The organism is Ostreiculturibacter nitratireducens, assembly GCF_032670585.1.
GTDB classification, from domain to species: domain Bacteria; phylum Pseudomonadota; class Alphaproteobacteria; order Rhodobacterales; family Rhodobacteraceae; genus Ostreiculturibacter; species Ostreiculturibacter nitratireducens.
Map to the genome: position 1 here is coordinate 1 of NZ_JAVQHL010000006.1, position 14,058 is coordinate 14,058.

Genomic DNA, 14,058 nt, shown 5'->3' on the forward strand with positions numbered 1-14,058 from the left:
CCAGGAGGACTTCCAGGTCATGCGCCACATGGCCAACCTCGAGACCGTCAACACCTACGAGGGCACGCACGACGTCCACGCCCTCATCCTCGGTCGAGCGATAACCGGCCTCCAGGCGTTCTTCTGATGGCTCCGCTTTCCGGACTGAAGGTTCTCGATCTGGCGCGCATCCTGGCCGGTCCTTGGGCCGGACAGACGCTGGCGGATCTGGGCGCCACGGTGATCAAGGTCGAGGCCCCGGGGGGCGATGACACGCGCACCTGGGGCCCGCCGTTCATCGAACGGGAAGAAGACCGGTCGGCCGCGTATTTCTACGCCTGCAACAGGGGAAAGAAGTCCGTGGCGGTGGACCTGGCGACAGCCGAAGGTCAGGAATTCGTCACGGGGCTCGCCGCCGAAGCGGACGTCCTGATCGAGAATTTCAAGGTCGGCGGACTGACGAAATACGGGCTCGACTACCCTACCCTCTCCAAACTGAACCCGGGCCTCGTCTATTGCTCGATCACCGGATTCGGCCAGGACGGTCCCTACGCTGACCGGCCGGGATACGATTACCTGATCCAGGGCATGTCCGGGCTGATGTCCATCACCGGCGCCCCGGACGGAGAGCCGCAGCGCGTCGGAGTCGCCGTCACCGATATCTTTTCGGGCCTCTACGCCGTCATCGGCATTCAGGCGGCGCTGGCGGAACGGGCGCGGACCGGCCGCGGGCAGCATGTCGACATCTCGCTTCTCGACAGCGCGACCGGCATCCTGGCGAACCAGGCGATGAACTATTTCGCCACCGGTGCGGCGCCCGTCCGCACGGGCAACGCGCATCCCAATATCGTGCCCTATCAGGTCTTTCCGGTCGCGGACGGCGACATGATCATCGCTGCGGGAAACGACGCGCAGTACCGGCGCCTGTGCGATGTGCTCGAAAGACCGGACCTGGCCGCGGATCCGCGCTACGCCTCGAATGCCGACCGCGTGGCCCGGCGCGACGAGCTTGTGGAACAGCTGGCGGCCGCGACACGGCACTGGCCCCGCGATGCGCTCATCGCCGCGCTCCAGGACGTCAAGGTTCCGGTCGGCCCGATCAATACGATCGCCCAGGTCTTCGACGACCAACAGATCGCGGCCCGAGGGCTGAGGATCCGGCCCCAAGGTGTCGACGGTGTGCGGTCGCCGCTCCGGTTTTCGGACAGTCAACTGATCCTCGAACGCACCGCCCCCAAGCTTGACGAGCATGGCGCCGAAGTGCGGGCGGCAGGCTTCGGCGAGACCGGGCAGCCCCAGGATTGACTGCAGCGGGCAGTCAACGCGATCCGCTCAGACGAACTGCCAGAGCTGGAACAGAAGCCCCGCCGCGAAGGCCCCCGAGAGCGAGAGCGCGATGTAAAGCGCAAAGACCGGCGGCCGTGCCAGAGCCCATACAGCCATGGCCGCGGGGATTGACGTGACGCCGCCCGCGACGAGGAAGGCCATGCCGGCACCCGGCGCCATGCCCTGCTCGATCAACCCGCCGACAAGCGGCAGCGCGGCGTAGCCGTTCAGATAGGCCGGGACGCCCACCAGCGTCGCCATGGCGATCGGCATCAGGCCGGTGCCGCCCAGCACGGCGGTGACCGTCTCGGCCGGGATCCAGGCCAGCATCAGGCTTTCGATGAGAAAGGCGAGCGTGAGCCACTTGGCAAGGAACAGCGTTGTCGTCCGGGCGGTCTTGGCGAACCTGGCGCGCCGTTCTGAATCGGTCCAGAAGCGCCAGGCCACGGGCTTCGGCGCGCGCACCCTGGCCCCGCCACAGCCGCCGTTCCCCACGCCCTCACGCAGTGGATCTGAGAGCGCCCCGCCACGTGCTAAGACATGCACCACGGTGCCGCCGAACACGCCCAGCCCGATGGCAGCGAGGGTCTTCGCCACGGCGAACTCGAGGTCGAGCACGCCCATTGTCAGCACGAACATCGAGGGGTCCATGATCGGCGACGCGAGCCAGAAGGCCATGACCGCCGACAGCGGCACGCCCATCGCCAGAAGCGCCGCGATCAACGGGATCACCCCGCAGGAGCAGAAGGGCGAGAGCCCGCCCGCCAGCGCCCCCAAGGCGATCATCAGCAGCGGCGCGCCGGTGAAGGCCTTGGCGATCAGGTTGTCCGCGCCCGTAGCGCCAGCCCAGGCGGCAATGGCGATCGAGAGCACGAGGTAGGGCGCGGTGTGCAGAAGCGCGGCGCCGGCGAAGCGCGCACTCTCGATCGCTTGCTGCAGGTCGAAGAGGGCGAGCAAGGCTAGGATGAGGGCCGAGGTCAGCCAGACGCGCTGATCCTTCCAGAGATTTCGCAGGATTGACCGCGGACCGAGGCTGGATACTGTCGTGTCGGTCATAACCAAACCTCCAGATTCGTGGTTGTTTCGGGGCGAGAGAAAGCTTGAGCGCGTCTCATGCCGCATCCTCCGATGGACGTGTTCCGATCCCGGCGCAGCATTCCGAGGTAAGGAAGCTCACGACGCGGTTCATGGCCGGGTAGTCTACCTTGTTGAAGACCTCGCGCCCCTGCTTCTCCTGCAGGACGAGCCCCGCATCGACCAGCGTCGAGAGGTGATGCGCCAGCGTCGAAGGGGCGAGCCCGAGATACTCGCCTATGTCGCTCACCCTCAATCCCTCGTCCCCGGCCTTCACCAACAGACGGAAGATCGACAGGCGGGCGTCGTGGCCGAGAGCGGCAAGTGCGCGGGCGTTGGGACTGGTCGTGGTCATGGGTACAAAATAACTACAAATCTGGTTTTGTCGAGTCATTTCTCCGCGAACTGGAACCGCAGTAGAGTCCCGTCGGAAGCTGCCACCGGCGGAACGATCGCCGGCGCCTCGACCGGCACTCCCACCGCCGTGGCGAGGGCCGCGCCTTCAGGCGAAGGCAAAGGTTGCCAAAACCCGCCCGCGCCGAGGAAACGCCGCTCGCCCAAGAGGCGGCGGGCCCGCCAGCCGGGCAGCCGTTGACCGTGCCTGGCGAGCAGACTCCCGGCTCGGGTCCGAGCGGAGTCTTACCGTCGCAACTTGACCGACCCATGTCGCACCGGCGCCTCCGGGCGCGGCGAACGCGCGCCAAACTCCACCAAGGCGTCAATGCGTCACCGCCCCGGAGCATCCATGGACCCCCTCCTCGAACCCTTTCAACTCCGCCACCTGACGATCCGGAACCGGATAATCAGCACGGCGCACGCGCCGAACTTCGTCGAGGACGGCCACCCGCGCGACCGCTATCGGCTCTACCATGAGGAGAAGGCGAAGGGCGGAATCGGGATGACGATGATCGGCGGCTCGACCAATATCGCCCCCGACAGCCCTTCGGTCTTCGGCCAGCTCTACGCGGGCGACGACAGCATAATCCCGTGGTTCCAGAAGCTGACCGAAGGCGTGAAATCCCACGGCGCGGCGGTGATGTGCCAGATCACCCACATGGGTCGTCGCACAGCCTGGGATGATGGCTACTGGCTGCCGGTCATCGGTCCTTCGGGGCGGCGGGAACGGGCGCATCGCGCCTTCCCCAAGGCGATGGAGGCGGAAGACATTGCCCGCGTCATCGACGATTTCGCCGCCGCCGCGCGGCGCTGCCAGGAGGGCGGCTTCGACGGGATCGAAATCCTGTCGCATTCTCACCTGCTGGGCCAGTTCCTCTCGCCATTGGTCAACGACCGGAAGGACGAATACGGCGGGCCTCTCGAAAACCGGCTCCGGCTCACGGTCGAGGTTCTGCGCGCAGTGCGAGCGGCGGTCGGGCCAGAGATCATCGTCGGACTGCGCCTCACCGGGGACGAGTTGTCCGAAGGCGGGCTTTCCGCGGACGATTGCGTCGCGGCGGCGCGGATGCTGGCGGAGGCGGGCGCAGTCGATTTCCTGAACGTGCTCGCAGGCGCTCCCTATGATGATCTGGGACTTGCCGGATGGGTGCCGCCGATGGGCATGCCGTCGGCGCCGCACCTGCCCATCGCGGGCCGAATCCGCCAGGCGACCGGACTTCCGGTCTTCCATGCCGGCGGCATCGCCGACATCGCCACCGCGCGGCACGCCGTGGCCGAGGGCCATGTCGACCTCGTCGGCATGACGCGCGCCCAAATGGCCGACCCGCACCTGGTCGCAAAACTCATGCGCGGCGATGACGAGCGCATCCGCCCCTGCGTCGGGCTTGGCTACTGTGTCGACCGCGTCAACCAGGGCAAGCCCGCCGTCTGCGGCCACAATGCCGCGACGGGACGCGAAGCGGTGCTGCCCCACGTGATCGGCAAAGCCGAAACACGGCGCAAGGTTGTAGTCGTCGGCGGCGGTCCCGGCGGGCTAGAAGCCGCGCGGGTAGCGGCGTCGCGTGGCCATGATGTCGTGCTTTTCGAGGCCGCCGACCGCCTCGGCGGCCAGCTGTTGCTCGCCGCCGAGGGCCGGGTGCGGCGTCAGGTTTTGGGCATTGCCGACTGGCTCATCGCCGAGGTCGCGCGGCTTGGCGTCGACGTCCGGCTCAACAGCTATGCCGAGGCCGAAGACGTGCTGGCCGAAGCGCCCGAAGCCGTCATCGTCGCGACCGGCGGCTGGCCTGAAGGCCCGGCGATCCCGGGCGGCGGTCTCACGGTGTCCAGCTGGGACATCCTTTCGGGCGCTGCCCGGCCGGAGGGTGAGGTGCTCCTGACGGACGAGGCGGGCGACCACCCCGCGGCGGTCACCGCCGATCATCTGGCCGAGGCCGGATGCGCCGTCGAATGGGTGACGCCGGACCGCACCCCGCTCCACGATCTCGGACCGACGACCTCGGCCGTGGCGCTTCGCCAACTCGCGCGGGACGGGGTGCGCTTCACCTGCCTCCACGAGCTGATCGCCGTTTCCGCCGAGGGCGCCCGCCGCCGCGCGACGCTTCGCCATGTGTTGACCGGAAAGACAGAGACCCGGCTGGTCGATCATGTCGTCGTCGAACAGGGCGTGGTCCCGAACGACGCTCTCTTTCATGCACTTAAGCCGGAAGCGTCCAACCTCGGCCAGCTTGACCATGCGGCCCTTATCGCCGGGCGCGATCCGTTCGTCCGCTGCAACCCGAAGGGCCGCTATCTCCTCGGCCGGATCGGCGATGCCGTGGCCGGCCGCAACATCCACGCTGCCGTCCTCGATGCGCTCCGCACCTGCAAGGAAATATGACGCGTCGCCGGAGCACCCCCGCCGAAGCTGCCCACCAACCGGGACAGCCCTGTCCCACCCCCGTCGAAGCCCGGACCAGCCGGCCGGAGATTCTTCGGGGGGACGGCGTTCAGGCTGACGCGGGTTTGGGAAGGATCGGACCGCGACGGGGCTGCACCTCCTCAGAATGGGCTGCGACGAACAGCCCCGGACGCACCAGCATATCCGCGAGCGTGTAGCGGTCGAAGACAGCGACGAAGGCCTGAAGCGCTTCGTTTGCCACCGGGGGAAGACGGCAAGCCCGGCTGAGAATGCACTGGTTTCCCGGCAGGAAGCATTCGAACAACCCGAAGTCGGGTTCGGTGAGGCGAATCACCGCACCCAGATTGATGTCTTCCGGTTCGCGACCCAATGCAATGCCACCAGTGCGGCCGCGGCTGGCCCTCAGATAGCCCGCACGCGACAGCGTGAGCACGACCTTCTTCGCATGGCTTAGCGATATCCCGAAGCGCTCCGCCGCCTCCTCGATGGTAAGGCGGTCCGTCCTCTCGCTGGCCGTCAGGAGAAGGATTCGCAGGGCGAAGTCTGTGAACTTGGTCAGGCGCATACGTTAGGTTGCCTCCGGAAGGTGCGCCGGAAGTTGGCGCTATTCTGGCCAGATGGACCACCCTTTGCCCGTGTGTCGAACGGTCCGGTCTCGATGCCAATCTGGGGCGAAAAAAGATCATTTTGTTTGACCCATATCAAGGTGGCCGACGCGGAGAAAGAACAGTTTCCGCGCATGTATCGCAGAATCTGCCATCTCCTGACCTTCCTGCTCCTCGCGTCGAGCCTGACGCTGTCGGGGCTGGCCGAGGCCGTGGCCGGCGTGGAGATGAATGCGTTCGCAAACTCGACCACGAAGGTGGTCCTCTGTTCGGGCGACGGGGCAATCACGATTACGATCGACGATCAGGGCAACCCCGTTGAGGATGAGCCGCAGCATGAGTGCAGAACCTGTGCGTTCTGTCTTTCGCTCGGCGCCGCCGCCCTGACGCCAGGCGAGGCACACCCGTCCGTTCCCGCTTCATTCCGCCATTACGTCTGGCCCGCACGGCGCCCGATGTTGCACGTCCGCACCTGGTCCTCACATCCGGCGCGGGCTCCCCCGAGAAAGTCTGATTGATGTTCCTGTCCAAGTCTCCTCGACTGCCTGACCTGCCGAGCTGGCGCCACGTCCTCCCCTCCGTCTGGCTCTTCGCAATTGCCCTCGTGATCGCCCTCTGCCCGCCGCCGGCTGCGGCACAAGGGCGCGAACCCGAAATCCTGCATTTTCTTGATGAGGTTCCGGCCGGACAGCTCGTCGCCGGGGCCGAAGGCTATGGTCCGATCCGGGAAGACGTGCCGGTCGCGCCCGTCCTCAAGGGGCGCGACGTCATAGGCTGGGCCTTCATCACCACCGATTTCGTCGGCACCACAGGCTATTCGGGCAAGCCGATCCACACGATGGTGGCGGTGGACAGCGACGCCAGGATCATCGGCGTCAACCTCGTCAAGCATTCGGAACCCATCGTCCTGATCGGCATTCCCGATGCGAAGATGAAGGCGTTGGCGGCGGACTACGTGGGTCTGGACCTGGTGGCCGAAGCGCAGAGCGGCGGCACGGCGCACGAGCTCGATATCATTTCGGGCGCGACGGTCACGGTGATGGTGATCGACGATTCCGTCGTCCGGTCCGGGTTGAAAGTGGCCCGGGCGCTGGGGCTCGGGGGCCTTGCGCAAGAGGCGGCCGCGAGCGGCCCGACCTTCGAGATCGACCCCGAAGCACAGGCGGCCGCCGACTGGATGACACTTGAAGGCGACGGGACCCTGCGCCGCCTTTCTCTGGACGTGGGGCAGGTAAACGCGGCCTTCGCGGCGATGGACGACAGCCGGGGCGCCGAAAGGCCCCTGAGCGAGGCGCCCGAAACCACCTTCATCGAGATGCAGACGGCGCTGGTTTCGGTGCCCGCGATCGGCAAGGCCCTTCTGGGCGAGGCCGAGTACGCGAACCTCGCCAACTGGCTTGGCGAAGGCGAACACGCGATCCTGGTGGTCGGGCGCGGGCTCTATTCCTTCAAGGGATCGGGCTACGTGCGCGGCGGCATCTTTGACCGCATCGTTCTGATCCAGGACGACGTGTCCGTGCGCTTCCGGGACCGCGGGCACAAGCGGGTCGTCTCACTGGCGGCCGAGGGCGCACCCGCCTTCACCGAGGCCGATCTGTTCAAGATCCCGGCCGATGCGGGTTTCGATCCCTCGCAACCGTTCAGGCTGCAACTCCTCGTCCAGCGCGAGGTCGGCGCGATCGAGAAGCTCTTCACCACCTTCGACCTGGCCTACCAGCTGCCGCAAAGCTATCTCCGCGCCGTCGCCCAGCCCCAGGCTGCGGAGGCCCCCGGTGCCGCGGTCGCGGTGGCCGAACAGGAGGAGGGCGCAGCCCAGCAGGCCCTGTGGCGGCGCATCTGGGAGGACAAGACCACCCAGATCTCCGGCCTGGCCGCGATGCTCCTGGTCCTGACGGCGGTGTTCTTCTTCCAGGGCTACGCAACACGGAACGAGAAGTTCCTGTTCTGGTTCCGCATCGGGTTCCTGTCCGTGACGCTGGTCTTCCTGGGCTGGTACGCCAACGCGCAGCTTTCCGTCGTGAACCTGATGGCGCTGTTCGGCGCGCTGGTTTCGGGGTTCAGCTGGCAGGCATTCCTGCTGGACCCGCTGACCTTCATCCTCTGGTTCTCCGTCGCCGCGGCGCTCCTGTTCTGGGGACGCGGGGCGTATTGCGGCTGGCTCTGCCCCTTCGGCGCCTTGCAGGAACTCCTGAACCGCTTCGCCAAGGCCCTGCGCATTCCGCAGTGGACGCTGCCCTGGGGGCTGCACGAACGGCTCTGGCCGGTGAAGTACATGATCTTCCTCGGCCTCTTCGGCGTATCGCTGATGAGCATCGAGCAGGCGGAACACCTGGCCGAAGTCGAACCGTTCAAGACGGCGATCGTCCTGAAATTCGTGCGCGCCTGGCCCTTCGTCGCCTACGCGGCGGCTCTCCTGATCGCGGGACTGTTCGTCGAGCGCTTCTATTGCCGCTACCTCTGCCCGCTGGGTGCGGCGCTGGCCATTCCCGCGCGGCTGAGAATGTTCGACTGGCTCAAACGCTACCGTGAGTGCGGAAACCCGTGCCAGACCTGTTCGAACCAATGCATGGTCCAGGCCATTCATCCCACGGGCGAGATCAACCCGAACGAGTGCCTGAACTGCCTGCATTGCCAAGTGCTCTACCAGTCCAAATCCATTTGCCCCGTCGTCATCAAGAAGATGAAGCGGCGCGAAGCGGTTGCCGCCGGCCCAATCCGTGATGTCGGCGCGCATCCGAACCTGACCAAACCACAACCCTCCAACTGAAAGGAAATCCCATGTCACAGGGACAGAAAACTGGGATCAGCCGCCGGGGTCTTCTCGGGGCAACAGCGGGCGGCGCGGCGCTGGCCGGCGCTCTCGGCGGTGGGCGTCTTGCGCTGACCGGCGGGGCCGTCGGGGCCGCGACACTGGCCGGCACGTCGGTCGCCCGCGCAGCCGAGGCGGCGGCCGTCGCACCCGGCCAGCTTGACGAATACTATGGCTTCTGGTCGTCCGGCCAGACCGGCGAGATGCGCATTCTCGGCATCCCGTCGATGCGGGAGCTGATGCGCGTGCCGGTGTTCAACATCTGCTCGGCCACCGGCTGGGGGATCACCAATGAATCGAAGAAGATCCTCACCGAGGGCCTGACCGAGAAGACGAAGGAATACCTCGCCGCGAACGGCCTGGAATTCCCGCGCAACGGCGACCTGCACCACGTCCACATGTCCTTCACCGAGGGCAAGTACGACGGCCGCTTCCTCTTCATGAACGACAAGGCCAACACCCGCGTCGCGCGCGTGCGCTGCGACGTGATGAAGCCCGACAAGATCATCGAGATCCCGAACGCCAAGGGCATTCACGGTCTGCGTCCGCAGAAATGGCCGCGCACCAACTACGTCTTTGCCAACGGCGAGGATGAGGTGCCGATCGTGAACGACGGCCAGGTGCTCGACGATCCGTCGCAGTACGTGAACTTCTACACCGCCATCAACGCGGACGACATGACCATCGCCTGGCAGGTGATGGTGACGGGCAACCTCGACAACACCGACGCCGACTACGACGGCAAATACGCCTTCTCCACCTCCTACAACTCGGAGATGGGGATGAACCTCGCCGACATGACGGCAGCCGACATGGACCACGTGGTCGTCTTCAACATCGCCGAGATCGAGAAGGGCATCGAGGCGGGCGACTTCCAGGAACTGAACGGCGTGAAGGTGATCGACGGGCGCAAGGGCTCGGAGAAGAACTACGTCCGCTACATTCCGATCCCGAACAACCCGCACGGCTGCAACATGGCGCCGGACCGGGTGCACCTGTGCATCGGGGGCAAGCTCTCGCCGACTGTCAGCGTGATCGACGTCAGGAAGCTCGACGCGGTGTTCTACGAGGGCGCCGAGCCGCGCTCGGCCGTGGTGGCCGAACCCGAGCTCGGGCTTGGGCCGCTTCACACCTGTTTCGACGGGCAGGGCAACGCCTACACGACGCTCTTCCTCGACAGCCAGGTGGTGAAGTGGAACCTCGACAAGGCCGTCGCCGGCGAGGACCCGATCCTGTCGAAGACCGACGTCCACTACCAGCCGGGCCACAACTCGACGGCGGAGGGCGAGACGCTCGACGCGGCGGCGAAGTACTACATCTCGATGAACAAGTTCTCGAAGGACCGGTTCCTGAACGTCGGCCCCCTGAAGCCCGAGAACGAGCAGCTCTTCGTCATCGACGGCGACAACCTCGTGCTCGCGCATGACGGCCCGACCTTCGCCGAGCCGCACGACTCGATCCTCGTCCATGCCTCGAAGGTGAACCCGCTGTCGGTCTGGAACCGTCAGGACCCGATGTGGGCCGAGGCGCGCAAGCAGGCCGAGGCTGACGGGGTGGACCTCGACGACTGGCAGGATACGGTGATCCGCGACGGCAACAAGGTCAGGGTCTACATGTCGAGCCAGGCGCCGCAGTTCGCGCTCGAAAGCTTCACGGTGACGCAGGGCGACGAGGTCACGGTGATCGTCACGAACCTCGACGACATCGACGACCTGACCCACGGCTTCACCATGGGCAACCACGGCGTGGCGATGGAGGTCGGTCCGCAAGCGACCGCCTCGGTCACGTTCACCGCGGCGCAGCCCGGCGTCTACTGGTACTATTGCCAGTGGTTCTGCCACGCTCTCCACATGGAGATGCGCGGACGCATGTTCGTGGAACCGAAAGGCGCATGATGATGGCACGCCTGCCCCTGATCCTCGGCCTTCTTCTAGCCCTGCCTGCCGGGGCGGAGGAATTGCGCGTGGTGCCGGGGGCAGGCACCTTGCAGACGGCCATCGCCGGGGCTTCCCCCGGCGATGTGCTGATACTTGAAGGTGGGGCCTATCTCGGCGCCGTCACGATCGACCGCAGCCTGACGCTGGAAGGGCGACGCGGAGCCGAGATCGACGCACTTGGCCAAGGCACCGTCATCACCATCACGGCCGACGATGTGGTCGTCCGCGGGCTGACCGTGACGGGATCCGGCGAAAACGGCGAGGCGCTCGACGCCGGCATCAAGATCGTCAAGGGCGCTGATCGCGCCCTGATCGAGGGCAACCGGCTGGTCGAGAACCTGCACGGCGTGGACGTGCACGGCGGGCTCGATGCGGTCGTGCGGGGCAACTCGATCACCGGCACGCAGAACCCGCGCATGAACGACCGCGGCAACGGCATCTATGTCTGGAACTCCCCCGGCACGCTGGTCGAGGACAACGAGGTCCGCTACGGGCGGGACGGCATCTTCTCGAACGCGTCGAGGGACGGGACATACCGAAACAACCTGTTCCGCGATCTGCGCTTCGCGGTTCATTACATGTATACGAACAACTCCGAGGTCTCGGGGAACGTGAGCATCGGCAACCACCTGGGGTTTGCCCTGATGTTCTCGGACCGGATCGTCCTGAAGGACAACCTGAGCCTGGGCGACCGGGGCCAGGGGGTCATGCTGAACTATGCCAACAACGCGGATGTCGCGGGCAACCTCGTCCGGGGCGGGGCCGAGAAGTGCCTGTTCATCTACAACGCACACAAGAACCTGATCTGGAACAACCGGTTCGAAGGGTGCGACATCGGCATCCATTTCACCGCAGGTTCGGAACGCAACGTCCTGACGGAAAACGCCTTCATCGGGAACCGGACCCAAGTGAAATACGTCGGCACCCGCAACATCGAATGGAGCTTCGAAGGCAAGGGCAACTTCTGGTCCGACCACCCGGCCTTCGACCTGGACGGGGACGGGATTGCCGACAGCCAGTTCCGGCCTAATGACCTGATGGACCACATTCTCTGGTCGCAGCCAGCGGCCAGTCTTCTCCTTGGGGCGCCCGCCGTCCAGCTGATCCGCTGGAGCCAGGCGAACTTCCCCGCAACTCTTCCCGGCGGCGTGATCGACAGCCACCCGCTCATGACTCCAAATGTAATCCCAGTTCCCGCCGAACTCGCCGCCATGGAGGCGGAGGTCGCAGGGCGGTGGGACGAGGAAGGATACGATGACATCGACGTTGACGATATCGCGGCTCACTAAGTCCTATCAGGGCGTCAACGCCCTGTCGGACGTCTCGCTCGCGGTTGCCCCGGGCGAGCGGGTGGCGCTGCTGGGCCATAACGGCGCCGGGAAATCGACGATGATGAAGGTCATCCTCGGCCTGATCCCCTATGACTCCGGCGAGGTCTCGGTGACGGGAGCGGCGCCGGGAAGTGGCGAGGCGCGCCGGAAGGTCGCCTATCTGCCGGAAAACGTGGCCTTCCATCCCGCGCTGACGGGGCTGGAGCAGATCCGCCACTACCTCGCGCTGCGCGGCGAAAGCGCATCGCTGGCCATGGGACTGCTGGAACGCGTGGGCCTGGCCCATGCCGCCAAACGTCGGATAGGAACCTATTCCAAGGGCATGCGCCAACGCGTCGGCCTGGCGCAGGCGCTGATCGGGCAACCGCGCCTTCTGGTTCTCGACGAACCGACGAGCGGCCTTGACCCCGTTTCCCGGCGGGACTTCTACGCGCTTCTGGACGAACTCGTCGCCGAAGGCGCCGCGATCCTCTTGTCCTCCCACGCACTGACCGAGGTTGAGGCCCGGACCGACCGGATCGCGATCCTCTCCCGTGGGCGTCTGGTGGCCGAGGGGCCGCTGGCGGATTTGCGCCGGAAGGCGGCCCTGCCGGTGACGATGACCGTTACCGCGCGTAATGGCTACGCGCCCCAGATCGCCGCCGCGCTTCCGCGTGGCATCCAGGCGGGACCGACCCTGCGCCTGACCTGCGCGCAAGAGGAGAAACTCGCGGTCCTCGGCACGATCACCGGCTTTGGCGACAAGGTCGCTGACCTCGAGGTTCAGCCGCCGAGCCTCGAGGACATCTACACCCATTTCAGCCGGAGGGACGGGCAATGAACCGCATCCTGGCCACCACTGCATCCGAATTCCGGATCGCGCTGCGCAACCGATGGGTAGCGATCGCCGTCATCCTGATGGCGTTGTTCTCGCTGGTCCTGTCCGCCGCGGGTTCTGCCCCGACCGGGGCGGTGGGGGCCGACCGGCTTTCGGTGACAGTGGCCTCGCTCACATCGCTGTCGGTCTACCTCGTGCCGCTGGTGGCGCTTCTGATGTCCTTCGATGCCGTTGCCGGCGAGGTCGAACGCGGCACGCTGCCGCTGCTTCTCACCTATCCGGTGTCGCGCGGCGAAGTCCTTCTGGGCAAGCTCTTCGCGCATCTGGCGATCCTGGCGCTGGCCGTGGCCGTGGGCTACGGCATCGCGGCCGGGGCCGCGATCGCGGTCGACCCCGGCGCGGCCGGGGGACTGCCCGCGCTGTGGCGGCTGTCGTGGTCGTCCGTTCTTCTTGGCGCGACATTCCTCGGTGCAGGCTATGCCCTGTCGTCGCTTGCGCGACGGCCGTCGGGGGCAGCGGGATTGGCGATCGGACTGTGGCTCGGCCTTGTCGTCCTCTACGACATCGGCCTTCTCGCCGCGGTCGTGGCCGACGACGGCGGGGCTTTCACGACCGACGTCTTTCCGCTTGCACTGCTGGCCAACCCCGCCGATGCCTTTCGGCTGTTCAACCTGTCGGCCTCAGAGGCGACGGCCGCCGCCGCCGGCGTCGGAGGGGCAGCCGGGGTCATTCCGGTCTGGCAATCCATGCTGTCGGTCCTGATCTGGCCCTTCGCGGCCCTTGGGCTCGCCACCCTCGCCTTCCGGAGGGTCACGCCATGAAACGCGCGATCGCACTCATACTTCTTCTCGCCGCGTGCAAGGAGGAAGCCGCCCAGCTTCCCGACCCGGTGCCGCTGACGGCGGACGCTCTGGGCCACTACTGCCAGATGAACCTTCTGGAACATCCGGGCCCCAAGGCGCAGGTGCATCTTGAGGGCCTTCCTGGCGCGCCGCTGTTCTTCTCGCAGGTGCGCGACGCCGTCGCCTATGCCCGGATGCCGGAACAAAGCCACGCCATCGTCGGCATCTACGTAAACGACATGGGGGCTGCGCCGAGCTGGGAAGACACAGGCGCCGGCAACTGGATTGCCGCGGGCGAGGCCCACTACGTCGTCGGTTCGCGCCGCATCGGCGGCATGGGCGCGCCTGAAATGGTGCCATTCGCCGATCCCGATAAGGCCGCGGCTTTCGCCGCCGAACACGGGGGCAAGGTCATGCGATTGTCGGCGATTCCAGACGCCGAAGTGCTGACCCCTGTGAACCTTGAAAGCGATGCCGTCGCACCTGGCGATGGCGATTTCGAAGAACGCTTGCGCGCCCTGACGCGCGAGACCGGAGGTTAGAC

The 14,058-nt window shown here is 66.3% G+C and carries 12 protein-coding genes and 1 pseudogene; 10 read left to right on the plus strand and 3 right to left on the minus strand.

The window, feature by feature from the left end; all coding sequences use genetic code 11:
• Both ABCN56_RS19070 and ABCN56_RS19075 read left to right on the plus strand, forming a co-directional pair.
• Positions 1–127: pseudogene (locus tag ABCN56_RS19070) on the plus strand (acyl-CoA dehydrogenase); the annotation flags it as partial.
• The gene (locus ABCN56_RS19075) at positions 124–1,284 is read left to right on the plus strand and encodes a CaiB/BaiF CoA transferase family protein (protein ID WP_343082463.1); all 1,161 of its coding nucleotides are present in this window, start codon (positions 124–126) and stop codon (positions 1,282–1,284) included. The pseudogene ABCN56_RS19070 and the gene ABCN56_RS19075, both read left to right, overlap by 4 nt.
• A gap of 27 nt (positions 1,285–1,311) precedes the next feature.
• On the opposite strand, the gene ABCN56_RS19080 is transcribed toward ABCN56_RS19075, so the two are convergent.
• Together ABCN56_RS19080 and ABCN56_RS19085 are read right to left on the minus strand one after the other, a co-directional pair.
• On the minus strand, positions 1,312–2,361 hold the full coding sequence (locus ABCN56_RS19080; protein WP_343082431.1) for a permease: 1,050 nt from the start codon (positions 2,359–2,361) through the stop codon (positions 1,312–1,314).
• Positions 2,362–2,416: 55 nt separating this feature from the next.
• Positions 2,417–2,734 (minus strand): ArsR/SmtB family transcription factor, encoded by a 318-nt coding sequence (locus ABCN56_RS19085; RefSeq protein ID WP_343082432.1) that lies wholly within the window; start codon positions 2,732–2,734, stop codon positions 2,417–2,419.
• Positions 2,735–3,124: 390 nt separating this feature from the next.
• Here ABCN56_RS19085 and ABCN56_RS19090 point away from each other — a divergent pair, with 390 nt between their 5' ends.
• On the plus strand, positions 3,125–5,152 hold the full coding sequence (locus ABCN56_RS19090; RefSeq protein ID WP_343082433.1) for an oxidoreductase: 2,028 nt from the start codon (positions 3,125–3,127) through the stop codon (positions 5,150–5,152).
• Between the two features lie 109 nt (positions 5,153–5,261).
• Here ABCN56_RS19090 and ABCN56_RS19095 read toward each other — a convergent pair whose 3' ends face one another.
• On the minus strand, positions 5,262–5,738 hold the full coding sequence (locus ABCN56_RS19095) for an RrF2 family transcriptional regulator (RefSeq protein ID WP_343082434.1): 477 nt from the start codon (positions 5,736–5,738) through the stop codon (positions 5,262–5,264).
• 93 nt (positions 5,739–5,831) lie between these two features.
• On the opposite strand from ABCN56_RS19095, the gene ABCN56_RS19100 reads away from it, so the two are divergent.
• Genes ABCN56_RS19100 through ABCN56_RS19130 form a run of 7 tightly spaced genes read left to right on the plus strand, consistent with a single transcriptional unit; the run spans position 5,832 to position 14,056 of the window.
• Positions 5,832–6,296, plus strand: a complete 465-nt coding sequence (locus ABCN56_RS19100; RefSeq protein WP_343082435.1) for a DUF2946 family protein — start codon at positions 5,832–5,834, stop codon at positions 6,294–6,296.
• A complete protein-coding gene (locus ABCN56_RS19105; protein WP_343082436.1) occupies positions 6,296–8,545 on the plus strand; it encodes a 4Fe-4S binding protein in 2,250 nt (749 codons plus the stop codon). The genes ABCN56_RS19100 and ABCN56_RS19105 overlap by 1 nt, the downstream gene beginning before the upstream one ends.
• Before the next feature lie 11 nt (positions 8,546–8,556).
• Entirely contained in the window at positions 8,557–10,482 is a 1,926-nt protein-coding gene (gene nosZ / locus ABCN56_RS19110) for a TAT-dependent nitrous-oxide reductase (protein ID WP_343082437.1), read from the plus strand.
• Positions 10,482–11,813 (plus strand): nitrous oxide reductase family maturation protein NosD, encoded by a 1,332-nt coding sequence (locus tag ABCN56_RS19115; RefSeq protein ID WP_343082464.1) that lies wholly within the window; start codon positions 10,482–10,484, stop codon positions 11,811–11,813. The genes nosZ and ABCN56_RS19115 overlap by 1 nt, the downstream gene beginning before the upstream one ends.
• Positions 11,779–12,675: an ABC transporter ATP-binding protein gene (locus ABCN56_RS19120; RefSeq protein ID WP_343082438.1), complete on the plus strand. Its 897-nt coding sequence runs from the start codon at positions 11,779–11,781 to the stop codon at positions 12,673–12,675. The genes ABCN56_RS19115 and ABCN56_RS19120 overlap by 35 nt, the downstream gene beginning before the upstream one ends.
• Positions 12,672–13,493: an ABC transporter permease gene (locus ABCN56_RS19125; protein WP_343082439.1), complete on the plus strand. Its 822-nt coding sequence runs from the start codon at positions 12,672–12,674 to the stop codon at positions 13,491–13,493. Before ABCN56_RS19120 ends, ABCN56_RS19125 begins: the two co-directional genes overlap by 4 nt.
• The gene (locus tag ABCN56_RS19130) at positions 13,490–14,056 is read left to right on the plus strand and encodes a nitrous oxide reductase accessory protein NosL (RefSeq protein WP_343082440.1); all 567 of its coding nucleotides are present in this window, start codon (positions 13,490–13,492) and stop codon (positions 14,054–14,056) included. Before ABCN56_RS19125 ends, ABCN56_RS19130 begins: the two co-directional genes overlap by 4 nt.
• The last annotated feature ends 2 nt before the right edge of the window (positions 14,057–14,058 follow it).